Source organism: Ottowia beijingensis (assembly GCF_013423955.1).
Taxonomy (GTDB): Bacteria; Pseudomonadota; Gammaproteobacteria; order Burkholderiales; family Burkholderiaceae_C; genus Ottowia; species Ottowia beijingensis.
The window spans coordinates 105,295-128,978 of record NZ_JACCKX010000001.1; the positions used below are offsets into that span (position 1 = coordinate 105,295).

General features: G+C 68.7%; 19 protein-coding genes and 3 pseudogenes. 8 read left to right on the top strand and 14 right to left on the bottom strand.

Going from position 1 to position 23,684, the window contains the following annotated elements; all coding sequences use genetic code 11:
• Window positions 1-190: 190 nt before the first annotated feature.
• From H0I39_RS00550 to H0I39_RS00575, 6 genes are all read right to left on the bottom strand, one after another.
• The gene (locus H0I39_RS00550; protein ID WP_506329672.1) at window positions 191-808 is read right to left on the bottom strand and encodes a sugar transferase; all 618 of its coding nucleotides are present in this window, start codon (window positions 806-808) and stop codon (window positions 191-193) included.
• A 76-nt stretch (window positions 809-884) separates the two neighbouring features.
• A complete protein-coding gene (locus H0I39_RS00555; protein WP_180549205.1) occupies window positions 885-2,042 on the bottom strand; it encodes a DegT/DnrJ/EryC1/StrS family aminotransferase in 1,158 nt (385 codons plus the stop codon).
• A 53-nt stretch (window positions 2,043-2,095) separates the two neighbouring features.
• Window positions 2,096-3,142, bottom strand: coding sequence for a glycosyltransferase family 2 protein (locus tag H0I39_RS00560; RefSeq protein WP_180549206.1), 1,047 nt, complete (start codon window positions 3,140-3,142; stop codon window positions 2,096-2,098).
• 200 nt (window positions 3,143-3,342) lie between these two features.
• Entirely contained in the window at window positions 3,343-4,410 is a 1,068-nt protein-coding gene (locus H0I39_RS00565; protein WP_180549207.1) for a glycosyltransferase, read from the bottom strand.
• A gap of 100 nt (window positions 4,411-4,510) precedes the next feature.
• The gene (locus tag H0I39_RS00570) at window positions 4,511-5,110 is read right to left on the bottom strand and encodes an acyltransferase (RefSeq protein WP_257645534.1); all 600 of its coding nucleotides are present in this window, start codon (window positions 5,108-5,110) and stop codon (window positions 4,511-4,513) included.
• The gene (locus H0I39_RS00575; protein ID WP_180549208.1) at window positions 5,107-6,366 is read right to left on the bottom strand and encodes a lipopolysaccharide biosynthesis protein; all 1,260 of its coding nucleotides are present in this window, start codon (window positions 6,364-6,366) and stop codon (window positions 5,107-5,109) included. The genes H0I39_RS00570 and H0I39_RS00575 overlap by 4 nt, the downstream gene beginning before the upstream one ends.
• A 240-nt stretch (window positions 6,367-6,606) precedes the next feature.
• On the opposite strand from H0I39_RS00575, the gene lysS reads away from it, so the two are divergent.
• The gene (gene lysS, locus H0I39_RS00580) at window positions 6,607-8,127 is read left to right on the top strand and encodes a lysine--tRNA ligase (RefSeq protein ID WP_308645727.1); all 1,521 of its coding nucleotides are present in this window, start codon (window positions 6,607-6,609) and stop codon (window positions 8,125-8,127) included.
• A 90-nt stretch (window positions 8,128-8,217) separates the two neighbouring features.
• Here the strand turns inward: lysS and H0I39_RS00585 are convergent, their stop codons facing one another.
• The 3 genes and pseudogenes from H0I39_RS00585 to H0I39_RS00595 form a co-directional block, all read right to left on the bottom strand.
• The gene (locus tag H0I39_RS00585) at window positions 8,218-9,216 is read right to left on the bottom strand and encodes a sterol desaturase family protein (protein ID WP_180549209.1); all 999 of its coding nucleotides are present in this window, start codon (window positions 9,214-9,216) and stop codon (window positions 8,218-8,220) included.
• A gap of 144 nt (window positions 9,217-9,360) precedes the next feature.
• A complete protein-coding gene (locus H0I39_RS00590) occupies window positions 9,361-10,146 on the bottom strand; it encodes a polysaccharide deacetylase family protein (RefSeq protein ID WP_180549210.1) in 786 nt (261 codons plus the stop codon).
• A gap of 238 nt (window positions 10,147-10,384) precedes the next feature.
• Window positions 10,385-11,331 (bottom strand): annotated as a pseudogene (locus H0I39_RS00595) (YncE family protein).
• 178 nt (window positions 11,332-11,509) lie between these two features.
• Between H0I39_RS00595 and H0I39_RS00600 the strand changes: the two are divergent.
• Window positions 11,510-12,526: an alpha/beta fold hydrolase gene (locus H0I39_RS00600; RefSeq protein WP_307776747.1), complete on the top strand. Its 1,017-nt coding sequence runs from the start codon at window positions 11,510-11,512 to the stop codon at window positions 12,524-12,526.
• A 33-nt stretch (window positions 12,527-12,559) separates the two neighbouring features.
• Here H0I39_RS00600 and H0I39_RS00605 read toward each other — a convergent pair whose 3' ends face one another.
• Complete coding sequence (locus tag H0I39_RS00605; RefSeq protein ID WP_180549211.1) at window positions 12,560-13,300, bottom strand: pseudouridine synthase; 741 nt, start codon at window positions 13,298-13,300, stop codon at window positions 12,560-12,562.
• Between the two features lie 271 nt (window positions 13,301-13,571).
• On the opposite strand from H0I39_RS00605, the gene H0I39_RS00610 reads away from it, so the two are divergent.
• Window positions 13,572-14,198, top strand: a complete 627-nt coding sequence (locus H0I39_RS00610) for a DUF2726 domain-containing protein (protein WP_180549212.1) — start codon at window positions 13,572-13,574, stop codon at window positions 14,196-14,198.
• Window positions 14,199-14,226: 28 nt separating this feature from the next.
• Here H0I39_RS00610 and orn read toward each other — a convergent pair whose 3' ends face one another.
• Window positions 14,227-14,832, bottom strand: a complete 606-nt coding sequence (gene orn, locus H0I39_RS00615; RefSeq protein WP_308645904.1) for an oligoribonuclease — start codon at window positions 14,830-14,832, stop codon at window positions 14,227-14,229.
• A gap of 104 nt (window positions 14,833-14,936) precedes the next feature.
• Between orn and H0I39_RS00620 the strand changes: the two genes are divergently transcribed.
• The 3 genes and pseudogenes from H0I39_RS00620 (at window position 14,937) to rsgA (ending at window position 17,682) form a co-directional block, all read left to right on the top strand.
• Window positions 14,937-16,241, top strand: a complete 1,305-nt coding sequence (locus tag H0I39_RS00620) for a M48 family metallopeptidase (RefSeq protein WP_373368241.1) — start codon at window positions 14,937-14,939, stop codon at window positions 16,239-16,241.
• An 83-nt stretch (window positions 16,242-16,324) separates the two neighbouring features.
• Window positions 16,325-16,609, top strand: a complete 285-nt coding sequence (locus H0I39_RS00625; protein ID WP_180549213.1) for a 4a-hydroxytetrahydrobiopterin dehydratase — start codon at window positions 16,325-16,327, stop codon at window positions 16,607-16,609.
• A pseudogene (gene rsgA, locus H0I39_RS23825) lies at window positions 16,606-17,682 on the top strand (ribosome small subunit-dependent GTPase A). The gene H0I39_RS00625 and the pseudogene rsgA overlap by 4 nt, the downstream one beginning before the upstream one ends.
• Window positions 17,683-17,945: 263 nt before the next feature.
• Here the strand turns inward: rsgA and H0I39_RS23005 are convergent.
• The 3 genes from H0I39_RS23005 to H0I39_RS00655 all read right to left on the bottom strand — a co-directional run bounded on the left by H0I39_RS23005 (window position 17,946) and on the right by H0I39_RS00655 (window position 20,948).
• Window positions 17,946-18,983, bottom strand: a complete 1,038-nt coding sequence (locus H0I39_RS23005; protein WP_307776748.1) for a hypothetical protein — start codon at window positions 18,981-18,983, stop codon at window positions 17,946-17,948.
• Between the two features lie 77 nt (window positions 18,984-19,060).
• On the bottom strand, window positions 19,061-20,038 hold the full coding sequence (locus tag H0I39_RS00650) for an MlaD family protein (RefSeq protein WP_308645728.1): 978 nt from the start codon (window positions 20,036-20,038) through the stop codon (window positions 19,061-19,063).
• Between the two features lie 106 nt (window positions 20,039-20,144).
• Window positions 20,145-20,948, bottom strand: coding sequence for an MlaE family ABC transporter permease (locus tag H0I39_RS00655; protein WP_180549215.1), 804 nt, complete (start codon window positions 20,946-20,948; stop codon window positions 20,145-20,147).
• A 235-nt stretch (window positions 20,949-21,183) separates the two neighbouring features.
• Here H0I39_RS00655 and H0I39_RS00660 point away from each other — a divergent pair, with 235 nt between their 5' ends.
• Complete coding sequence (locus H0I39_RS00660) at window positions 21,184-22,767, top strand: polyhydroxyalkanoate depolymerase (protein WP_180549216.1); 1,584 nt, start codon at window positions 21,184-21,186, stop codon at window positions 22,765-22,767.
• Between the two features lie 72 nt (window positions 22,768-22,839).
• A pseudogene (gene rsxB, locus H0I39_RS00665) lies at window positions 22,840-23,504 on the top strand (electron transport complex subunit RsxB).
• Window positions 23,505-23,684: the final 180 nt, after the last annotated feature.

Genomic DNA, 23,684 nt, shown 5'->3' on the forward strand with positions numbered 1-23,684 from the left:
GTGGGAGCGGGTTTGCCCGCGATGCGGCGCCCGGTCATCGCGGTGCCGCCCGATCGCGGGCAAGCCCGCTCCCACACCGGGGCACGCATGCGCGTGTGGACATGCCAGGTCAGGCTGATTGCTTTCATATTCATAGCTGCTCGCGCTTGTCTGGTGGGCGCTGAATGCCAATTTGGCACAAATTCCATGGTCATCGCAGCAGCGCCCGCACGGTGTCGAACAGGATGCGCAGGTCACCTGCCAAGGTGCGCTGCGCCACGTAGTCCAGGTAGTAGCGTTGTTTGACCGGCATGACACGTTCTATATAGGCGCGCTCCGGATCAGTGGCATCGGCCAGCAGCCGCTCCTCATCGCGGAATTCGATGGCCGCCTGGTCGGTGATGCCCGGCCGCACGCTCAGGATCCGCCGGCGCACGTCATCGGCGTACAGCGCCATGTAGCGCGGCACCTCGGGGCGTGGGCCGACCAGGCTCATGTCGCCCTTTAGCACGTCAATCAACTGCGGCAACTCGTCCAGCTTGGTGGCGCGCAGCCAGCGGCCGGCGCGGGTGATGCGGGCATCGCCGGCCGCCGTGACCTGTGGCCCGCTGCCGTCATGCACGTGCATGGTGCGGAACTTGTGGATGCGAAACGGCACGCCACCGCGCCCCACGCGCTCCTGCCGGAACAGCGCCGGCCCGGGCGAATCCAGCCGCACCCACAGCGCGATGGCCGCCATCAATGGCAGTGCCGGCAGCAGCGCGGCCAGCGTCAGCGCCAGGTCCATCGCGCGCTTGGTGGCGGCGCCGCGCGCGGTCACAAGCCGCACACTCTCATCTTTCGATAGCTGCCCGCGCTTGCCAGTCGGGCGCTGCAGGCCCAAAACGCTTGAAAACCCCATGCACTCATCGCACACAGGCTTTCAGCGCCGCGATCACGCGCGTCTGCTCTTCATCGCTCATCGAGGTGAACAGCGGAACGCTCAGCATGCGCTGGTAAGCGTGCTCGGCCACGGGGAACTGCTCAGGCGTCAAGCCGTAGCGGTCGCGCCAATAGGGCTGGCGGTGCAGCGGCACGTAATGCACGCTGGTGCCGATGCCGGCATCGCTCAATGCCTGGATCACCTCGTCGCGCGTCACCCGGGCATCGTCCCGAAGGCGGATCACGAACAGGTGCCAGGCATGCGTTTCGCCTGGCGGTGCGTCGGCGGGCAGGATCAGCGGCAGGGCTTTCAGCTCGTGCAGATAGCGCGCCGCCAGTTGCTGCCGACGCTGCACGAAAGCCGGCAGTCGCTGCAACTGCACGCGGCCCAGCGCGCCGGCCATGTCGGTCATGTTGTATTTGAAGCCGGGCGCGACGATTTCGTAATACCAGGCGGGCGTCTTGCTGCTGAAGCGGTCGAACGCATCGCGGCTGATGCCGTGCAGGCGCATCACCCGCATGCGTGCGGCGAGCTGCTCATCCTTCGTGACCACCATGCCGCCCTCGCCGGTCGTCATCGTCTTGTTGGCGTAGAAGCTGAACACCGCGGCAGCGCTGGGCAACTGGCCGACCAGCGCTCCATTGGCAGTCGTGGGCAGCGCGTGCGCGGCGTCCTCCACCACCTGCAGGCCGTGGCGGCGCGCGATGTCGAAGATAGCCGCCATGTCGCACGCCAGGCCGCCGTAGTGCACGGGCAAGATGGCCTTGGTTCGCGGGGTGATGGCCGCCTCGATCTGCGCCGGGTCGATGTTCAGCGTGACCGGATCCACGTCCACCAGCTTCGCATCCGCGCCCAGATAGCGCGCCACCTCCACCGTGGCGGTGAAGGTCAGCGTCGGCGCGATCACCTCGTCGCCCTGCGTGACGCCGATGGCTTCCAGCGCCAGGTGCAGACCGGCCGTGGCGGAGTTGACGGCGATGGCCTGCACACCGCCGCCCAGATAGGCGGCGAACTCCTGCTCGAAGGCCTTGGTCTCGGGGCCGGTGGTGACCCAGCCCGAGCGCATGGCGCGCGCCACGGCGTCGATTTCGGCCTCGGTGATGTCAGGGCGGGCGAAAGGAAGGAACGGTGAGGTGTTCATGATCAAATCCGGCTTCAGCGCTTTTCCATTCGGCGCAAGAAGCTATCATTAAGCTAGCGCGTCAGTCGGCTCCAGTGCTGCCCGGCACGGCGTTTCAGCAGCAGATCGGTCAGGCCGCGCCAGGTGCCGACGCCATAGCCCAGATGATAGGCGGCGATCACCAAGGGCAGGCGCGCCAGCAAACCCCACTCGCCCGCCTGCCGCGCCGCTGCCAGCGAGGTGCCGGCCAGGTACAGCGCGTAGCTGGCCAGCAAGACCCCCAGCGGCCAGGGCCACCAGGGCGCCAGCAGCGCACCGCCCGCCAGCGCCAGCACGAACAGCGCCGGCACCAGTTGCCGCACCGATCCGGGCTGGCCGTGTTTGCGCATCACGAACGGACGCCAGTAACCGTACTGCTGCTGCTGGCGGAACAGGTCACTCAAACGGCTGCGCGGCTGGTACACCGAGCGGATGCGCGCGCTTTGCCAAAGGCGCGCGCCTTGCAAACGCAGGCGCAGGTTGTGCTCGTCGTCCTGATTGCGCACCAGCTGTTCGTCGAAACCGCCGAAGCGCTCGAACACGGCGCGCGGCCAGCAACCCAGGTAGAGGGTGTCGGCCTCGCCCTCGTAGGCACGGTCGCGCGAGCGCGCGCCGCCGACCACCCAGCGGCACTGGAAGGCCGCCGCAATCGCGCGCCCGGTGGCGCCCTGCCCGCGCGCCACCCACGGGCCGCCCACGTTGTCGGCACCGGTGCGCGCCAGCGCGGCCAGGCATTCGGCCAGGTAGTCGGGCGCAAATTCGGTGTGGATGTCGAAGCGCGCGATGACGGCGCCGCGCGCCGCGGCCAGCGCGGCGTTCAGGCCGGTGGAAACGATGCGGTCCGGGTTGTCGATGAGCTTCAGGCGCGCGTCCTGCGCGGCACGCTCGGCCAACCGTTCGCGCGTGCCGTCGTCGCTGCGGCCATCGGCCACCAGCACCTCGAGCTGCCAGCCGGGCGGCAACTGCTGCGCCAGGGCGCTGTCGCAGAAGGCGTCGATGGCGGCGCGCTCATTGCGGCAGGGGGCGATCACGCTGATGAGCTGGGGCGCGGATGGGGCAGCCGAATGCAGGGGCGAGTTCATGGGCTGGCCCCTACATGCATCGCCGCGCCCTCACCCTGGCCTCTCCCGCCAGCGGGAGAGGGAGAAAAGCGAGCGCTGCCGTCCTCCTGCTCATGCAGCCAAGGCTTGGGCTGGCAGGCAGCAGGTCGCGTTGCTCCACTTCGCCCAGGTCTTGCCCCTCTCCCGCTGGCGGGAGAGGGTTGGGGTGAGGGCATGGCGCATCACGGCGCGCGCCCTTTCCACTCATCCAGCAAGCGCCGGTACATCGCATCGGCCGCATCCATCTGCACGCGGCGGTCGCCGTCGCGGGCGATGCGCTCGGCATTGCGCGCGCCGGCCTCGCGGGCCTGTGCCTCCTGGTCGATCAAGTGGCCCCACACGCGGGCCAGCGCGCGCGCATCGCCCGCGGGCACCAGCATGCGCGCGTCGAGCCAGTCGCGGTTGGCCGGCAGGTCGCTGCCGATCACGGCCAGACCGCAGGCCATGCTTTCGAGCACCGAGACGGAAGTCGCATCGCTGTGCGGCACGCTGATGGACAGTTTGCAGCGCGCCAGAACGGCGGCCATGCCGGCATCATTCAGGCGGCCATGCACCTGCACGGCGTCGGTCAGCCCGAGTTGGGCGATCTGCGCGCGCAGCGCCGGCTCCTGCGAGCCGCCGCCCAGCAGGTGCAGCCGCGCTTGCGGGTGGGTCGAATGCACTCGCGCGAAGGCTTCCAGAATGGTCCCGATGGCGTAATTCGGCTCCCAGCTGCGCAGGCTGACGGCCTCGAAGCCCGGCTTGCCGTCCCAGGGCGCGGGGGCGAAGCGGGCGCGTTCCACGCCCCAGTGAATCAGCTCGGTGCGCACACCGGGCGCCAGCACGCGTGCGGCGGCCAGCAGATCGGGCGAGTCGCCGGTCACGCCATCGGCCTGGCGCAGCGTCCAGGCCGTCAGGTGGCGCTTGAGGGCGCTTTCCTTCGGCGTGACCAGCAGGTCGCTGCCCCAGGCGGTCATCACCAGCGGGTGACGGCCGGCGCGCGCGGCCAGGTAGCCATACGAGGTAACGTAATGCGCGTGCACCAGATCGGGCGCCAGCGCCGCCACCGCGCGCCGCGCCGCGCCCACGCGCCACAGCCAGTCGGTGGCGCGGCGCACGGGCGGCAGCACGATTTGCTGTACGCCCTCGATGGCTTGTGGCCGCGCCGTGACCAGCGACAGGCGCCAGCCGCGCGCCAGCATCTCGCGCGCCCAGCGCTGCACGTGCACGCTGTTGGCGTCGCCGAGCAGGCAGATGTGGTGGGCAGTCATGGTTGCCGGGCGCTGTGAGGCGCTTCTCTATTCATAGCTGCTCGCGCATGTCCATCAAGCGCTGAGGTCCGATTTGGCTTGAAATTTTTGGCCCCTGCCATCATGCCCCACCCTCGCCGGCGTGCAGCGCCAGCCAGCGCTGGTAATCGGCCTGCAGCGCGGGGTGGGCCTGCAGCCAGCGCGCATCCGCCTCTCGCGTGTCGCCCACCACCCCCGCCGGGCTGCCGGCCAGCACGGCGAAGTCGGCAAACTGCCCGCGCACGCGGCTGTGCGATGCCACCAGCGTGCCATGACCGAGCACCGTGCCGGCCTCGATGGTGCTGTGCGGGCCGATGAAGCAGCGCTCGCCGATGGCGATGGGCGCACGGATCACCGCGTCTTCCAGCGCTGCGCCCGACAGCCCCGCCGCCACGCGCACCGCCCGGTGCGTGCTGTGGCTGACGATGCTGACGAAGTTGGTGACCTGCGTGCCACGGCCGATGCGCACGCCGGCGCTGGCTTCGATGTAGTTGAAGTGGCCGATGAACACGTCGTCGGCCAGGTGCAGTCGGTCTTCATGCTCGATGACGGTGGATGGCGAAATGCGCGTGCCGGGCAGGTCAACGCCCGCGCTGCGCTCACCGAACAGGATGCGGAAGAACACCGCGTGCCACAGCCGACGGCGCCAGCGGTTGGCGAACGTGCGCAAGCCCACGCTCATGCCCCGCCCTCGGCCGCCGCCACGGCCCGCGCCGGAATCGACGGCCAGTTCGCCAGCCGCCAGAAGTAATAGCCGAAATAAAGCACCATGCCCGCCGATACCGCCCACGCTCCTCGCAGCAACCCGCCCGTCCACAACCCCCAGGCCAGGCACAGCAGAAATACCGCCTGCCCCACCAGCGCCAGCCGGAAGGCCCAGCGCTGGCTCTGCCAGGCCATCGTCACCACCGCCAGCGGCGCGGCGACGAAGTGCGCGGCAATGTAGGGCGCCAGCGCACGCGCCAACTCGCCGGCGTCGCGCCACTGGGCGCCGAACACGGTGGCGAACAGCCACGGACCCACCAGCAGCAATACCAGCATCAGCACCAGCGCCAGTGCGCCCAGCAGCGCCATCACCTGCCGCACCGCGCGCTGCGCCTCGGCCGGGGTCGATTGTGTCAGCCGTGGATACAGCGCCTGCGACACGGCGGTGCCCACCAGCGTGGCGGGCGCCTTCAGGTAGCGCAGCGCGAGGCCCCAGAAGCCAGCCGCCGCTTCACCCGACCAGGCGATCAGCAGCGCCACCGCCAGCGCGTCCTGCAGCGTGCCCAAAAAGGCGTGTGGCGTGTTCAGCAGCGGAAAGTCGCGGTAGCGCCGCGCCACGCTGCGCATGGCATGGCCCGGCACGCGCCACAGGGCGCTCCAGCCACCAGCGGGCGCCGTCCGCGCCAGCAACGGCGCAGCCAGCGCCACGGCGATGACCGGCCCCAGCACCAGTGCCCAGGCTGCATCCGCCCCCGCTGCGCTGCCACGCCACAGCCACCAGCCCAGGGCCACTTGCAGCAGCGCGGCGCCCGCGTACTGCACGAAGCGGCTGGCGGCCAGTGCGCCGTAGGCCTCGGCGCGGTTGCTCCACATCATCAGCAGTTGCAGCAGGCCCGTGGCCGCCACCGACAGCGGCAGTGCCCAGGCCACTGGCAGGCGCCCCGCCGCGTGCAGCCCCCACGCCAGTGGCAGGCTGAACGCCGCCACGCCCACCCAGATGCGCAACGCCAGCGCCAGCAGCGCGGCGGCCTCGGCCTCGTCGCGTGCCATGGGCAAGGCGTATTCGTAACGCGCGCAGGCCACCACCGCGATGGCGGCGGCGATGGTGGCAAAGGCGGTGAACAGGCCGAACGCCTCGGGGCTGAACAGCCGCGCCAGCACCGGCCCCAGCAGCAGCGGCACCAGTTGCGCCAGCGCGCCGCCGGTCAGCAGGGTGAAGGTGGCGCGCAGCATGGGTGGTGAAAACCGACAGGCGGGTTGAACAAGAAGCGTGGTGGTCGACGGCTCGGGATATGTGGGCGCGGGCTTGCCCGCGATCAGCCTCCGCGCCGCACGGAACGCGCCATCGCGGCCAAGGCCGCTCCCACAAGAGACAAACCGGCAAGCCGCCTAAAATCGAGGGTTTCGCGTGAGCGTGCCGATTATCGGCGACCGGGCTCGCGCGATGTTTCTTTCAGCCACCTGCGATTCACCGTGACCCAGACCCCGCCCACCGACGACCTGCCCCAAGACGAAAACAAGCTGATCGCCGAGCGGCGCGACAAGCTCAAGGCCATCCGCGAAGGCGCCGGCGTGGCCTTCCCCAACGACTTCAAGCCGAAGGACCGCGCCGACCAGTTGCACCAGGCGCACGGCGCTGCCACCAAGGAAGCGCTGGAAGCTGGCGAGAAGATTCCCGCCAGCATCGCCGGCCGCATGATGCTGAAAAGGGTGATGGGCAAGGCCAGCTTCGCCACCGTGCAGGATGCCACCGGCCGCATCCAGGCCTACATCACCAAGGACGTGGGCGAGGACGTCTACGAAGCCTTCAAGCACTGGGACCTGGGCGACATCATCGCCGTCGAAGGCCACATGTTCCGCACCGGAAAGGGCGAGCTGTCGATCCACGCCACGTCGATCCGTCTGCTCACCAAGAGCCTGCGCCCGCTGCCCGACAAGTTCCACGGCATGCAGGACCAGGAGCTGAAATACCGCCAGCGCTACGTCGACCTGATCATGGACGAGGCCGCGCGCACGCGCTTTGCCGCGCGCAGCAAGACGCTGTCGGCCATGCGCCACTTCATGACCGACAACGGCTTCATGGAAGTGGAAACGCCCATGCTGCACCCCATTCCCGGCGGGGCCAACGCCAAGCCCTTCGTCACGCACCACAACGCGCTGGACCAGCAGATGTTCCTGCGCATCGCGCCGGAGCTGTACTTGAAGCGCCTGATCGTCGGCGGCTTCGAGCGCGTGTTCGAGATCAACCGGAGTTTCCGCAACGAAGGCATCAGCGTGCGGCACAACCCCGAGTTCACGATGATGGAGTTCTACGCCGCGTACTGGAACTACCAGGATCTGATGGACTTCACCGAACAGCTGCTGCGCGCCACGGCGCAACAGGCCGTGGGCACGCTGCAGCTGCAGTACCAGGGCCGCGAGGTCGATCTGAGCCAGCCCTTCGCGCGCATGACGATCCGCGAGGCGCTGCACGCCCACACCGACATCGGTGCGCACGTCGACGATGCGGCCGAACTGATCAGCCGCCTGAAGAAATTGGGTCTGAGCGAGGAGAAGGACAAGCTGAGCACGCGCAGCCTGGCCAGCCTGCAAGTGCTGTACTTCGAGGAAGAGGTGGAGCAGCACCTGTGGGCGCCCACCTTCATCATGGAGCACCCGACCGAGATCAGCCCGCTGGCGCGCGCCAACGATGCCCGGCCCGAGGTGACCGAGCGCTTCGAGCTCTACATCACCGGCCGCGAGATGGCCAACGGTTTCAGCGAGCTGAACGACGCCGAAGACCAGGCCGCGCGCCTGCAGGCGCAGGTGGCCTCGAAGGACGCGGGCGACGACGAGGCGATGTTCTACGACGCCGACTTCGTGCGCGCGCTGGAATACGGCATGCCACCCACCGGCGGCTGCGGCGTGGGCATCGATCGCTTCATGATGCTGCTGACCGACAGCCCCAGCATCCGCGACGTGATCCTGTTCCCGGCGCTGCGGCACGAGGCTTGATGGCGCCGCGCCTTGGACGCTGCATCCAAGGCTGGATTTTCAATCGTTTAGGGCTGAAATTCTTATCCAGCAAGCGCGAGCAGCTATGAATCAGGTAGCAACCGATTCAGGAGCGCGCCGCGCGCCGGCGCGTTCGCCCAGCAGCCGCCGCAGCCCCAGCCACTGCTGCGCCCAGAAGCCGCGGCCATAGTCGCGGCCCTGCAGCACCTGGTCGTCGATGCCGGTGGCGTCCAAGCCGGGGCGCCAGTCGGCGCTGCCAAACAGCAAATCCCACCACGAAAACAGCACGCCGTAGTTGGCGCCGTAGGGCGACAGAGGCTGCGAACCCGGCTCGTGTCCCAGCGCGATGGCGTGGTGGCGGCGGTGAAAGCTGGGGCTGACCAGCAGCCTGTTGCCCAGCCAGCCCCACGACCAGCGCAGGTTGGCGTGGTGCAGGCTTTCCAGCAGTTGCGTGACGGCCACCAGCGCCACGAACTGCGCGGGGGCCACGCCGATCAGGATGGCGGCGCAGACGAAGATCACGTCGGTGATCACCGAATCCAGCAGGTGGTTGCGGTTGTCGGTCCACATCGTCATCTGGCGCTGGCTGTGGTGCACGGCGTGCAGTTGCCACCACCAGTGCCAGCGGTGCTGTGCGCGGTGGATGAGGTAGCCGATCAAGTCGAACACCACCAGGTAGATCAGGAAGCTGACCCACGCGCGGTCCGTCACGCCGGGCCACAGCTGGTCGATCTGCAGCGTGGGCAGGCCGTGCGCGCGCAGCCAGCCGATGCCCTGCGTCAGCCACAGCTCGACGCTGAAGAACATCACCAGCTTGAACAGGCCCAGGCGGTGGATCAGCGTGTAGATCACGTCGATGCCGATGGCGTGGCGGTCGGTCACCCGCTCCACCGGCCACAGGCGCTGCAGGGGGCCGATGACGGCCAGCATCACCACGATCTGCAGCACGCCCGCCAGCAGCCAGCCGGTGGCGGCAAAGCCGTCTTCCAGCAGGTTGCCGGCGCCCAGGCCAAAAGCCAGCGGCTGCACGGCGGTTTCGAACAGCCACTGCTGCGCGGTCTCGAACGCATCGGTCAGGGTGGCCAGCATGTCAGCGGCCTTCTGCCCGGTTCAGGCGGCAGGCGGGCTGCGGCCGCTGCAGCGCGTCACTCATCATCCAGCTCATATACTCCACAACATATCATCCGCCAGCGCCCGTCAATCAAGCGCTGAAGACACATACTCCCCATATTTTCAGCCGCCATGGGTGCTGATCCAGGTCTGGTAATCGGGGTGCTCGCGCAACGTGCGAAAGCAGAAGCCACGGCTTTTGAGCCCGCTGACCAGCGGCTCCAGCACGTCGGGCGCCCACGGGTCCTGGCGTGACCAGATGCCCAGGTGTGCCATCAGGATGTCGCCCGCGCGAATATCGCGCAGCGCCTTGGCCAGCAAGGCGCTGTTGGGGTACTGGCCGCTGGGCAGCTCGTCGCCCAGAAAGCCGGCCGGCGCCCAGCCCACGTGCTTGAAGCCGCAGGCTTCGGCCGCGGCCAGCAGCCTGGGCGAGGTCTTGCCGCCCGCGGCGCGGAACAGCGGCAGCGGCTTCTTCACAGTGACGGATGACAGCCGGTCGGCCCCCAGCTGCAGGTTGCCGCAGTACTGCGCGGCGGTCCAGGTCAGCGTCTTGCCGGCCTGCGCCCCGGACGACGGGCGAATGCGAAAGCGCGGCTCGCCGCCCGGCTGCGCCGGCGGCAGGTCGGCCTGCCAGTAGGCGTGGTCCCAGGTGTGCGATGCGAACTCATGCCCCTCGGCCGCACGCGCCTTCCACCACGGCGCCCAGTGCCGGCCCAGCGTGCCGTCGCCTTCCTTCGTGCGCTCCTGCGCGGCGAAGAAGGTCGCCTTGACGCCCTGGCGCTTCAGCACCTCGGCCACCAGCGGCGCCACGCCCATGTGGCCGGTGTCGAAGGTCAGGTACACCGGCTTGCAGGGTTCAGGGCCGTTTTGGGCTGCAGCCGTTGTGCAGACGGCGCTGGCAGCTATCATGAAAATAGCAAACAGACCGCGACGCGCTGACTGCGGGCGTCGCGCATCCGGACGACGCATGCCCTCAGCCCCGCCCTCTCCCGCACGCGGGAGAGGGTGCCAGGCCCGCAACGATTCATCCGAGACCGATGGCCGCGGAGCAGGCCACGCCAGCGATCGCCGTCGGCGGACCTGTGCCGACGACGGGCGACGCGCCCCTGCGCAGCCAAGGGGAAAGCGGCGTCAGCCGCTCAGGGGGTCAAATCCTTTCCGCATGATCGAGCGTCCACACCCCGTGTGGCGACTTGCCGACCTTGACCTGGTGCACCACCTGGCGCTTGGCCACGTCGATCAGCGTCAGCCGCCCGGCCCAGCGCGAGCCGACCATGATCAGCGAGCCGTCGGCCGACACGTCCATGCAGTCCGGCCCGGCCGGCGCCGGAAAGGTGTCGACCACCGTGAACTTCTCGTAGTCGATCTTGCTGATGGTGTTGGCCACGCGGTTGCTGACGAACACGTGCCGCCGGTCCCCGTGGCGCGGAAGGCGTGCGCGCCCTTGCCCGTGGCGATGGTCTGCACCAGCTGCGGCATCTTGCCGCCGGCCACGTCGTACACCTCCACGCCGGTACCGCCCGTCAGGCCCAGCAGCAGGTGCCGGTCGTCGGGCGTGACGAACACGTCGGCCGGCATGGGGCCGGTCTTGGCGCGGTGCGTCAGCTGCTGCGTGGCCAGGTCGATCACCACCAGCTCGTTGCTGTCCTGCATGCTCGACCACACGGTGGTGCTCTTCGTGTCGATCCACAGGTGGCTGGGCGTGCGCGCGGTGGGAATGCGCTTGACCAGCGTGGGATTGGCGCCGTCCCAGCTGTAGATGTCGATGTGGTTCAGCCGGTTGGCGGCGGTGACGAACCACTTCATGTCGGGCGAGAAGCGCAGGTGGTACGGGTCGCGGATGTCGCGGATCGTGCGCTGCACCTCGGCCGTGCGCGGGTCGATGAAGGTGAGCGAATCGCTGGCCGCATTGGCCACGATGACCGATTTGTCGTCCGGCGTCAGGTACAGGTGGTGCGGCTCCTTGCCGGTGGGAATGCGCTTGATCTCGGTCCAGCGGATGGCGTCGATCACGCTGACGTTGCCATCGAGCGAATTGAGCACGAACACCGGCGCGCCCCAGCGTGGCGGCGCTGCGGCCGGCTGGGGCGCCACTGCAGTTTGCGCGCGCGCCCAGGGCACCGGCAGCGCGGCCAGCCCCAGCAGGCCGGCAAAGCGGCGCCGGGACGGTGAAAAACGGGAAAGAACGGCGTTCACGAGATGAACCCTCTTCAGACGGCGAGCGAGTGTAGCCCTGCGCTCTGACGCAGGGCCTTCACTTAACATCCGGCCCATGCAACAGGTGGACATCGACGGCGTTTTTCTTGAAGTGCATCACATCCCCGTGGCGGCCGGCACACAACCCGGCGGTGCACCGCTGGTGTTCCTGCACGAGGGGCTGGGCTCGGTCGCCATGTGGCGCGACTGGCCTGCCAGCCTGTGCGCCGCCACCGGCCGGGCGGGCTGGGTGTATTCGCGCCAGGGCTACGGCCGCAGCAGCCCGGTGCCCGACGTGCGCGGCGAGCCGCGCGAACACCCCGACGGCACGCGCAGCGGCCGCCTGCAGCCCGACTACATGCACCGCGAGGCGCTGGAGGTGCTGCCCAGGCTGCTGGCGCGGCTGGGCATCGAGCGGCCGGTGCTCGTCGGCCATTCGGACGGCGGCACCATCGCCCTGATCCACGCCGCCGCGCACCCGGTGACGGCCTGCGTGGTGATGGCGCCGCACGTGATGGTGGAAGACATTTCGGTGCAATCCATCGACGAGGCCCGCCGCGCCTTCGAGACGACCGATCTGCCGGATCGGCTGGCGCGCTACCACGACGACGTGCAGGTCGCCTTCTGGCAATGGAACGACGTGTGGCTGAGCCCGGCGTTCCGCGATTTCGACATCCGCGGCGAGATCGGCGGCATCAGCGCACCGCTGCTGGCCATCCAGGGCCTGGATGACCAGTACGGCACCCTGGCGCAGATCGAGGATGTGGCGCGCGCCGTGCCGCACGCGCAACTGCTCGCTGGCGGCCTGCGGCCATTCGCCGCACCGCGACCAGCCGGCGCTGGTCAACGAGGCGATCACGCGCTTTCTGGCCCCGCTGGCCGATGCCTGAAGCCTGACAGCGCGCCACGGGGCATGGTGTGGAGCGGCCCCTGCCCACCAACCCCTGTGGGAGCGGGCTTGCCCGCGATGCGGCGGCCATGCTGCAAGCAGGCGGGCATAGGACCGAATACTCCCCTCATACCTGTCCGCCAGCGCTTATCCATCAAGCGCCAAAACAACATACTCCCCACCACCACCGCATCGACAGGCTGAAACCACGGCGGGGACAGCGGCCCGCCGCACGACTCAGGCCGCGGGCTTGGCGGCCAGCGCGGCCTGCTCGGCCTCGGTCAGCCAGCGCCACTCACCGGGCGCCAGCTCGGGCGGCAGCACCAGGCGGCCCACCTGCGAGCGGTGCAGCCCCTCCACGCGGTTGCCCACGGCCGCCAGCATGCGCTTGACCTGGTGGTACTTGCCCTCGGTCAGCGTCAGCCGCAGGTGGTGGTCGCCCACCGCCTCGGCCGCTGTGGCGGCCACCGGCTTCGGGTCGTCGTCCAGCACTACGCCGGCGCGCAGGCGGGCGATCTGGCGCTCGTCCAGCGGGTGCTTGGTCGTCACCTCGTACACCTTGGGCACGTGGTGGCGCGGCGAATTCATGCGGTGGATGAAGGCGCCGTCGTCGGACAGCAGCAGCAGGCCGGTGGTGTCCTGGTCCAGCCGCCCCACGGCCTGCACGCCCGGCACCTTGCCGGTGGTGGGGCGCTGGCGCAGCGGCACGGGCAGCAGGGTGTACACGCTGGGCCAGGCGCCCGGGCGGTGCGAACACTCGTAGCCCGCCGGCTTGTGCAGCATCACGTAGGCACGCGGCTGGTAAACCCAGGCCTGCCCCTGCACCGAGAAGGCCAGCGGCTGGGCCGACAGGTCCACCTCGGCGGAGGGATCGGTGCACAGGCCATCGGCCAGCGCCACATGGCCTTTTTCGATCAGGCCAGCACACACGCGGCGGGTGCCGAAGCCCTGGGTGAAAAGCAGTTCGCTCAGGCGCATTTCACGATCATCCTGCAACAATAGTCCGGTCTGTATGCTGCGATGCATGACAAATTTCTCGTTGCGCGCACCCAAGCAGGGGTGAACCGCGCCAAGATGCTGTCACGCAAGTAACATTCGGCAATGAATAATGCGCGCAAAGCGCCATCAAGGGAGATGTTGTGAGTCTGTTGACCAGTTCGACCGCCATCGTGGCGACCGTGCTGGCCGCTGTCGGGTTGGTGGCGGCCACGCTGGGGTTGCGATCCACCTGTCGCGCCGCGGCAGCCCGGTGTTTGCCAAGCCCAGCGCCAAGCGGCGCCTGCCGGCGCAGTGGCCCGTCAACCCGCGCCCGCTGGCCAACAGCAGCGAGCGCCAGGTGTGGCACTGGCTGCAGACCGTGTTCCCCGACCACCACATCATGGTCAAGCTGCCGGTCACCCGCTTCACCATGCCGCGCCAGCCCGGCGAGGGCAAGGACTGGTTCGAGGTGCTGAGCGGCGCCTACTGCAGCTTCACCATCTGCAACAACCTGGGCCAGGTGGTGGGCTGCGTGGACGTGATGAGCCGCAACGGCCTGTCGCGCGGCAACCGGCAGCTCAAACAGACCCTGCTGGCGCAGTGCGGCATCGGCTACTGGGTGCTGTCGCCCGAATCGCTGCCGCAGGCCGATGCGCTGCGGGCCGAGTTCCTGGGCGCGTCGGCGCTGGATTCGCAGCCACCCCGCCACAGCCAGCGTGCCGAGCTGGAATCGGTGCGCCACCAGCTGCACGAGGTGCTGGACCGCAACCGCAGCTTCCGCCATCACCGGGCGCTCGACGGCCACGGCGACGACGCGCTGCAGGATGGCGAGGTCACGCCCTGGCCGCAGGCGGATTCGTTCCTTGGCACGCTCGACAGCCGCCGGGCACCGCTGTAACCGCGCAGAAACGCCCCGCACCGCTCCATCACGCCGCCAGGCGGATGAAGTGCTCGCGGTAGTGCACCAGTTCGTCGATGGATTCGTGCACGTCGGCCAGCGCGGTGTGCAGCTGCTGCTTCTTGAAGGCATCCACCACCTCGGGCCGCCAGCGGCGCGCCAGCTCCTTCAGCGTGCTCACGTCCACGTTGCGGTAGTGGAAGAACGCCTCCAGCCGCGGCATGTACTTGACCAGGAAGCGCCGGTCTTGCCCGATGGTGTTGCCGCACATGGGCGAGGTGCCCTTCGGCACGTACTGCGACAGGAAGGCGATCAGCTGGTCGGTGGCCTGCTCCTCGGTCAGGGTGGAGGCCTTCACCTTCGCCGTCAGGCCGCTGCGCCCGTGCGTGCCGGTGTTCCAGCTGTCCATGGCGTCCAGCACGCTGTCGGGCTGGTGGATCACCAGCACCGGGCCTTCCACGCGCGGCGTCAGTTCGGGGCCGGTCACGATCACGGCGATCTCGATGATGCGTTCCTTCTCGGGGTCCAGCCCGGTCATCTCGCAGTCGAGCCAGATCAGGTTCTGCTCGGATTTGGCCAGCGCGGGCGTGGCCTGGGGGTGTTCACAGTCTCGTTCATGGCGCCGATTGTCCACGGCGCGCGCCGGCTTCCTGGCGGCGCCGGCCTGCAGCGGCGCCACGCGCCCTAAACTCCGGGGTTGCAGCCGCCCTGCCCTTGCCCCTGCCCGAGTCCACCATCTTGAACCCACCGCTGTCCCCCGCCCTCGTACTCACCCTGCTGTTCAGCCTGGCGCTGCTGGCCAACGTGGCCGTGAAGTTCTGGCTGGCCTCGCGCCAGATCCGCGCCGTGGCGCGCCACCGCGGCGCCGTGCCGGCCGAGTTTGCCGCCACCATCCCGCTCGATGCCCACCAGCGCGCGGCTGACTACACCATCGCCAAGCTGCGCTTCGGCCTGCTGGAGCTGGCACTGGCCGCCGCCGTGCTGCTGGCCTGGACGCTGCTGGGCGGGCTGGACTGGATCAACAGCCTGCTGCTGGACACGCTGGGCCCGCGCCCACTGCTGCAGCCGCTGGCGCTGCTGGTGGTGTTCGCCGCCATCAACGCCCTGATCGAGCTGCCGGTGTCGCTGTACCAGACCTTCGTCATCGAGGAGCGCTTCGGCTTCAATAAGATGACGCTGCGGCTGTGGCTGGGCGATTTGCTCAAGTCCACCCTGGTCAGCTTTGTCATCGGCGTGCCGCTGGCGGCGCTGGTGCTGTGGCTGATGCAGGCCACCGGCAGCCTGTGGTGGCTGTGGACGTGGGCGCTGTGGATGGGCTTCAGCCTGCTGATGCTGGTGATCTACCCCACCGTCATCGCGCCGCTGTTCAACAAGTTTCAGCCGCTGCAGGACGAATCGCTGACAGAGCGCGTCACCCAGCTCATGGCGCGCTGCGGCTTTGCTGCCAAGGGCCTGTTCGTGATGGACGGCAGCCGCCGCAGCGCGCACGCCAATGCCTACTTCACTGGCTTTGGCGCCGCCAAGCGCGTGGTGTTCTTCGACACCCTGTTGCAGCAGCTCACCCCACCCGAGGTCGAGGCCGTGCTGGCGCACGAGCTGGGCCACTTCAAGCACAAGCACATCATCAAGCGCATCGCCGGCCTGTTCGCGGCCAGCCTGGCCGGGCTGGCGCTGCTGGGCTGGCTGTCGCAGCAGGCGTGGTTCTATGCCGGGCTGGGCGTGGCGCCCAACCTGCCGCCCGCCATGGGCGGCGCGGTGCCCAACCACGCGCTGGCGCTGCTGCTGTTCATGCTGGCGGTGCCGCTGTTCACCTTCTTCCTGTCGCCGCTGATGGCACAGCTGTCGCGCAAGCACGAGTTCGAGGCCGACGCCTACGCCGCCACCCAGGCCAGCGCGCAAGACCTGAGCAACGCGCTGGTCAAGCTGTACAAGGACAACGCCAGCACGCTCACGCCCGATCCGCTGTACGTGCGCTTCTACTACTCGCACCCGCCCGCCAGCGAACGCATCGCGCGCATGGGTGCGCGGGTGCAGCTGGCTTGAGTGGCACAGGCATGAGTTCCAAGCCAAATCAGGCTCCATCGCCCGTCCATCAAGCGCTGGCAGCTATTGAATTGGAAGCATTCTTGAGCACCTTGCCCGGCTGGCGCACCACCACATTGAACGCTGCTCCCGCCATCGAGAAGCACTGGCGCCTGCCCGGTTTCCGCCAGGCCATGGCGCTGGCCCAGGCCGTGGCCGACCTGGCCGAGCAGTTGAACCATCACCCTGATTTGCTGGTCAGCTACGGCCATTGCACCGTGCGCTGGACCACGCACGACGCCGGCGGCGTCACCGCGCTCGACCTCGACGCCGCCCGCCACACCGACGCCCTGGCCGAGCGCCTGGGCGCCACCGCGCACACCGCATGAGCCGCCCGCGCCGCGCGCCCGCCCCCGCCGATGCGCGCCTGCGCGAAGGCCTGGTTGTCAGCGCGCATGGCCGTCACTGCGTGGTCGAGACGCCCGCCGGCGAGCGCGTCATCTGCCACCCGCGCGGCAAGAAGCTGGCCGTGGTGGTGGGCGACCGCGTGCGCTGGCTGCCCAGCCAGGACGAGGGCACCATCGAGCGCATCGACGAGCGCCGCAACCTGCTCTACCGCCAGGACGAGGTGCGTACCAAGAGCTTCGCCGCCAATCTGGATCAGGTGCTGATCCTCGTCGCTGCCGAGCCGGAGTTTTCAGAGCACCAGCTGGCCCGCGCCCTGATCGCCTGCGAGGCCGAGCACATCGAGCCGCTCATCGTGCTCAACAAGGCCGATTTGACCGAGCCCTTCGCCCGCGCCTGGGCGCGCCTGGCGCCGTACCGCGCCATGGGCTACACGGTGCTGCCGCTGGCGGCCAAGCCGGCGCACCCTCACCACAACCCACTCCCGCCGGCGGGAGAGGGCGACAAGCGCCCCACCCGCAGCCTCGTCGGAGTTACTCCCTCGCCCCTCTGGGGAGAGGGCTGGGGTGAGGGGCGACGGCGATGCCATCACCGCCTGCTCGTTCGAAGCGCTGCTCGCCCGCCTGCACGGCCACACCACCCTCATCCTCGGCCCCAGCGGCGCCGGCAAGAGCACCCTCATCAACCGCGCCGTCCCCGGCGCTGCCGCGCAGACCGGCGAAATCTCGCAGGCGCTGAACAGCGGCAAGCACACCACCACCACGACCACCTGGTACTGGCTGGACGACGCCCGCATCAGCGCCCTCATCGACTCCCCGGCTTCCAGGAATTCGGCCTGCGCCACATCGACCCGATGCAACTCGCCGCCTACATGCCCGACATCAAGCCGCACGTGGCCGAGTGCCGGTTCTACAACTGCACGCACCTGCACGAGCCGGGGTGCGGGGTGCGAGCGGCGGTCACGCCCGATGCCCAAACGCCCGCCAGCGCCTCAGCAATCGGCGCCAATCGCTACAAGATTTACAGCGATTTGTTTGCCGAACTGCATGGCGCGTGACGCCGCCGCGGTAGGCTGGCGTTGAGCGAAGCGAAACCCAGCGCGCCACCCTGTGCAGCCGCAGGGTGTCGACAAAAATGGGGAGTATGCTTGTCCAGCACCCGTCCATCCTGCGCTACAAGAAACATGCATAGGGAGTATGTAAAGCGACTGGGTCACGGATCATGCTCATGCCAACGAAGCTTCGCCCCGCTGAAGACCCCAAGGCGCGGATCGACGCGAACGCTGGGTTTCGTGCCTCAACCCAGCTACGCGCCGCGATTTCAGCGGCGAGTAACCGAGATGACATAGAGCAGAACGCCCGGTAACGTGCCGGCCAACCCGGCTACCCAGAAAGCAATCAGCCGCTCGTCCACCCCGGCGGTGAGCCAACCCACCAGGCCCCTGATCAGTTGAAACGGCGCGACGTACATCGCGACGCGCACCAGGCGATGGCGTCGGGCGAACTCGGCCAACTGTTGCAATGGGTCGTCGTCGCGAAACGCGTAGACGACACCCAGCACCGTCGCTCCCCACACGATCCCAATGCCGATGACGGCCAATGCCACTTGCACCGCTCTCCCCACTGGCCCGGAACACCAGCGACGACGAGCGATAAAGCAAAGATCGCGAAGCCGCGCAGACTCCAACGCAGACTCGCGTCGCGGTGGCTCTCGCCTTCCTTGCGCCACTTCACGGTGTTGCCGGGGAGGTGAGCGGCTGCACCAAATCCATCCGCCGCCTGACCCTTGCCGCCTCCGCCGCATCCCCCGCTGCTCTGCCAACCTTGCCTGCACGCCCAGCCACGCCAGCAGCGGGCGGCGCCAGCCCTGGTGGGAGGCGGTTTCGACGGCCTGCTCGACCACCGCCGGGCTGGCCTGGGTGCGACGCAGCAGCACGCCGGCGGCGATGAGGCGGCCGAGCGGGTCGTCGGCCGGGGGCAGCGCGGCGCTGGCGGCGCCCGCCGCCACGGCGCGGTGGTGCTCGGGCAGCAGCGCGGCCTGGGCGGCGGTGAGGATGCGACCGTCCAGGTAATCGGCGTAGGCTCGCTCCGCGTCGCCCGCGTCGGCGCGCAGCTGCTCGAAGCCGGTGCAGGGCTCGAACACCAGGCTGGCGACGCGGGTGGCGCAGCGGTTGAGTTCGATGCGCGCCACCTGATCGGGCTTGCCGGTGCGCGCGGTTTCGGCGCGGGCCAGCTCGAACTCGCGCGCCTCGACGCGGTGGTCGCCCTTCAAATACGCCTCGGTGAAGCGCTCGATGTGGCCGATGGCGTTGATCTTCCAGTCGGGCACCTTGGGGCCGCTGCTGCAGCCGGCCAGCATCACTATTGAAACAATAGCTGTTAGCGCTTGATGGACGGGCGCTGAAGGCCATTTTGGCTTGTAAACTGCAAAGGGCGTCACGGCAGCTTCACCTCTTTGTCGGTGGGCGCGAACGGCCACTTGCGGTTCAGCTCGGTGATCAGCCCGTCGATCTTGCGCAGGCTGCTTTCGACGTCGGCGCGCAGGTCGGTCAGGTTCACCGTGGCCTCGCGCGCGTTGCCGGCCACGCCCTGCACTTCCTTCAGCACGGCGTCGATCTTGACCACGGTCTGCCGCGTGTCCTGCAGCAGCGCGTTGAGCTGGCGCACGGCGGCCTGGGCGTCGGTGACCAGGCCGTCCTGGCCCAGCACCTGGGTGTCGGCCTTCTTCACCATGCCGTCCACGCGCACGGCCACGGCATCCAGGCTCTTCATCAACTGGTTGGCGCGGTCCAGCAGTTCGGCCACGCGCTTCGCGTCGGCCTCGTTGCCGGTCACGGCGGCCATCAGCCCGCCTTTGCTGCTGTTGATCCGCTCGCTGAAGGTGCGGATCTCCGTCATGGTCTGCGACAGCGCCGATTCGGCGGCGGTGAGGCGGTTGACGTTCTGCAGCACGTCGCGCGCGTCGGCCACCATCTTGGGGATTTCGGCCGACACGTCGCCGCGCAGCACCATGCGCTCGCTGTCGGGCGGCAGCGGCGGGTCGTCCAGAATGCCGGTGAAGGCGCGCAGCCGCGCCGCGCCGACCAGGCCGCGCTCCAGCGTGAACACGCTGGAGATGCGCAGCCAGTGCGCGTCCTTCACGGGCACGTCGACGTGGATGCGCACGGTGCCCTGCTCGGCCAGCTCGATGCGGCTGACACGGCCGATGGGAAAGCCGGAGAAGGTCATGTCCATGCCCACCACCACGCCGTCGGAGTCGTCGGCGGTCAGGTACAGCTTCTGCGTGGCCTCGAAGGCGCCGCGCACCCACATCAGGTACAGCACCGAGATGGCGATGAGCAGCGCCATGAAGATCAGCAGCAGCGCGGCGCGCGCCTCCAGCCGGCGCTGGGCGCGGCGCGTGGCCGGTGGCACGGGCTCGTCGCTGCCGGGCAGCGGCGCGGCGGCCGGCTCGGGCAGGCCGGGCGACGGGCTGTGGGGGCCGGGGGCGGCGGGCTGCCGTGCTGGTCGGTCATCGCGGTCAATAGTAATTGCCGATGAGCGAGGCGATCTCGATGATCAGCATCAGCACGAACATCTGCACCAGGCCCTGCAGTTCCACACTGGTGCGCGAGGCGCGCCGCGGCATGTCGCGCAGCGCGTTGGCCACCGGCAGCAGGGCCACGGACAGGGCGAAGGCCAGCGTCTTCATGCTGAAGATCAGCGACACCACCGGGTTGAAGATGTTGCCCACCGCGTGGTTGTACGACGGCAGCCCCGCCAGCGTGAAGCCGTGCACGGCCACGTAGGCCAGCACCAGCGACAGCAGGCAGCTCAGCACCGCCAGCAGCAGCACGGCGAACATGCCGGCCAGCACGCGCGGCAGCACCTCGTGGCTGAGCGGGTCGATGCCGTGCCGGCGCATGCGGTCGAAGGCGCCGTCGCGGCGCAGCTTGTACAGCTCGGAGCCGCCGGGGATGGTGTATTCCACCGCCACGAACAGCGCCGCCACCAGCGGAATCAGCTCCAGCACCAGCACGCGCACCACGGCGTCGAGCGCGTACTGCGTCAGCCCGTAGGCGAAGGCAGTGACCACCACGATGCGGATCACCACCACGTTGAACAGCGCCATCAGCGTGGTGAAGCCCGGCAGGCCCGGGCCGGCCGCGTAGTAGATGTGGCGCAGCACCACGGCGCGCGATTCGCGCCGATAGCTGGAGGGCGAGAACGCCAGCACGGCCAGCTGCGCGCCGATGAAGACCACCAGCCACCAGCCCCGCAGCCAGCCCAGCACGCCGCGCCCGACATCCAGCAGCCAGCCGTACAGTGAAACACCGGTGGTCATGGCGCGGGATGATACCCGCGGGGCTGTCAGCGCAGCGCAAATCGGCGGCGTTACGATCCACGTCGCCCATGCGTCGCCCATGCGTCGCCCATGCGTCGCCGGTGCGACGCGGACATCTGGGAAAATGCGTCCTTTAGTACGCCTTCAAAAGCCCCTTTAAAGCCTGCTTCCCAGCGCGAGAACACGGGGCTGCGCTATATTGCGCCGCAACAGCCTTGCGGGAGATATCAAACCAATGCTTTATCAGATCTACGAAGCGCAGCGTTCGCTGCTTGAGCCGTTTGCCGACATGGCCGATGCCGCCTCCAAGGCCTACGGCAACCGCCACACCTTGCTGGGCCAGCTGCCCATGGCGCAGCGCGTATCGGCCGCCTATGCCCTGTTCCACCGCCTGGGCAAGGATTACGAGAAACCCGAGTTCGACATCCGCAAGGTCGACGTGGATGGCGTCGAGGTGGCCATCGACGAGCGCGTGGAGATCGACAAGCCCTTCTGCCAGCTGCTGCGCTTCAAGCGCTTCTCGGACGATCCGCCGACGCTGGACAAGCTCAAGGAGCAGCCGCCGGTGCTGATCGTGGCGCCGCTGTCTGGCCACTACGCCACGCTGCTGCGCGACACCGTGCGCACCATGCTGGAAGGCCACAAGGTCTACATCACCGACTGGAAGAACGCCCGCATGGTGCCGCTGTCCGAAGGCGAATTCCATCTGGACGACTACGTCAACTACGTGCAGGAGTTCATCCGCCACGTGCAGGGCAAGTACGGCAACTGCCACATCATCAGCGTGTGCCAGCCCACGGTGCCCACGCTGGCCGCCGTGTCGCTGATGGCCAGCCGCGGCGAGAAGACCCCCATCACCATGACCATGATGGGCGGCCCCATCGACGCGCGCAAGTCGCCCACCACCGTGAACGACCTGGCCGTGCAGCGCAGCTACGAGTGGTTCGAGAACAACGTCATCTACCGCGTGCCGCCCAACTACCCCGGTGCCGGCCGCCGCGTGTACCCGGGCTTCCTGCAGCACGCCGGCTTCATCGCCATGAACCCGGACCGCCACGCCAGCAGCCACTACGACTACTTCAAGGACCTGATCAAGGGCGATCAGTCCAGCGCCGACACGCACCGCAAGTTCTACGACGAGTACAACGCCGTGCTCGACATGGATGCCGACTATTACCTGGAGACCATCAAGACCGTCTTCCAGGATTACAGCCTGGTCAACGGCACCTGGGACGTGCGCTCGCCGGACGGCGCGGTGGAGCGCGTGCGCCCGCAGGACATCACCACCACGGCGCAGATGACGGTGGAAGGCGAACTGGACGACATCTCCGGCTCCGGCCAGACCAAGGCCGCCCACGCACTGTGCACGGGCGTGCCGCGCCGCGAAGGCGACCACCTGGAGGTCAAGGGCGCGGGGCATTACGGCATCTTCAGCGGCCGCCGCTGGCGCACCGTGGTGTATCCGCAGGTCAAGGCCTTCATTGCCCGCTACCATGCCGAAGCCGCGCAGCGCGGTGAAGTGACGATGCCCGCGCCCAGGCAGCCCGCCCCTGCCCCTGTCCAGCAGGTCGCGCCGGCACAGCGCGCCGCGGCCGAGGAACTGGGCCAGTTGCGCCTGGACGATCTGGAAACCGCGGTGCCCGACATCACCGTGCCGTCGCCGGCCAAACGCGCCGCACCGCGCCGCGGCAACGGCAACGGTGCCGCCGCCGTCGCCAAGAGCGCACCCAAGACGGCGGCCAAGCGCACGACCAAGGCCACCACCAAGGCCGTGAGCAAGGCGCCCAGCAAGCGCAGCAATGGCGCACGCGCAAGCTGACTTCGGCCTCACCGCCCTGTCCACGCCCGCTCCGGCGGGCGTTTTCATTGCCGGCTGACGAACACACCGCCCATGGCCGACCAGCGCTCCCGGGCCGCACGCATTCTGGCCGCCCTGCCGCAAACCCAGTGCCAGCGCTGCGGCTACCCCGACTGTGCCGCCTATGCCCAGGCCATTGCCGACGGCCAAGCCGCCATCAACCAGTGCCCACCCGGCGGCGCCGAGGGCGTGCAGCGCCTGGCCGCGCTCACGGGCCAGCCCGCCCTGCCCCTGAACCCCGAGCACGGCGCCGAGGGCCCGCGCCACGTCGCCTGGATCGACGAAGCCTGGTGCATCGGCTGCACCCTGTGCATCAAGGCCTGCCCGGTCGACTGCATCGTCGGCGGCAACAAGCGCATGCACACCGTCATCGAAGCGCAGTGCACCGGCTGCGAGCTGTGCATTCCCGCCTGCCCCGTCGATTGCATCGCGCTAGAGAACGTGACCGGCACCCGCACTGGCTGGGCAGCGTGGTCAGCCGCCGACGCCGACAGCGCCCGTGAACGCTATGAATTCACGAGCTGTCGGCGCAAGCGGATGAGGCCGAGCACACGAAAAGGCTTGAAAAGAAGGCCGAAGAAAAACTCGCCCGCCTGCCCGAGCTGACCAAGATGGCCGAAGGCCCCGAACTGGACCGCAAGCGCGCCATCATCGAAGCCGCGCTGGCACGTGCACGCGCGCGGCGCGATGCGGGCTGACGCACCAGCGCACGGCCATGCCGGGCGCAAGAAAGCGGTAGACAAAGGATTTGTTGGGAGTATGTGCCGTTGGCGCTTGTCCATCAAGCGCTAGCGAGCAGGCACATGGGGAGTATTTAAAAACAAGGCTCCACTTGCATGCCTTCATATACGCCTCATCGCCATGCACCCATTCATCGA

Bases quoted from the DNA above. Each gene is read 5' to 3' on its own strand.
- H0I39_RS00555 (WP_180549205.1), bottom strand. From the start codon at position 2,042: ATGAACACCTCACCGTTCCTTCCTTTCGCCCGCCCTGACATCACCGAG.
- H0I39_RS00600 (WP_307776747.1), top strand. From the start codon at position 11,510: ATGCAACAGGTGGACATCGACGGCGTTTTTCTTGAAGTGCATCACATC.
- H0I39_RS00570 (WP_257645534.1), bottom strand. From the start codon at position 5,110: ATGAGCGTGGGCTTGCGCACGTTCGCCAACCGCTGGCGCCGTCGGCTG.
- H0I39_RS00655 (WP_180549215.1), bottom strand. From the start codon at position 20,948: ATGACCACCGGTGTTTCACTGTACGGCTGGCTGCTGGATGTCGGGCGC.
- H0I39_RS00660 (WP_180549216.1), top strand. From the start codon at position 21,184: ATGCTTTATCAGATCTACGAAGCGCAGCGTTCGCTGCTTGAGCCGTTT.
- H0I39_RS00585 (WP_180549209.1), bottom strand. From the start codon at position 9,216: ATGCTGGCCACCCTGACCGATGCGTTCGAGACCGCGCAGCAGTGGCTG.
- H0I39_RS23005 (WP_307776748.1), bottom strand. From the start codon at position 18,983: ATGCTGGCCGGCTGCAGCAGCGGCCCCAAGGTGCCCGACTGGAAGATC.
- H0I39_RS00575 (WP_180549208.1), bottom strand. From the start codon at position 6,366: ATGCTGCGCGCCACCTTCACCCTGCTGACCGGCGGCGCGCTGGCGCAA.
- H0I39_RS00560 (WP_180549206.1), bottom strand. From the start codon at position 3,142: ATGAACTCGCCCCTGCATTCGGCTGCCCCATCCGCGCCCCAGCTCATC.
- H0I39_RS00565 (WP_180549207.1), bottom strand. From the start codon at position 4,410: ATGACTGCCCACCACATCTGCCTGCTCGGCGACGCCAACAGCGTGCAC.
- H0I39_RS00590 (WP_180549210.1), bottom strand. From the start codon at position 10,146: ATGATAGCTGCCAGCGCCGTCTGCACAACGGCTGCAGCCCAAAACGGC.
- H0I39_RS00605 (WP_180549211.1), bottom strand. From the start codon at position 13,300: ATGCGCCTGAGCGAACTGCTTTTCACCCAGGGCTTCGGCACCCGCCGC.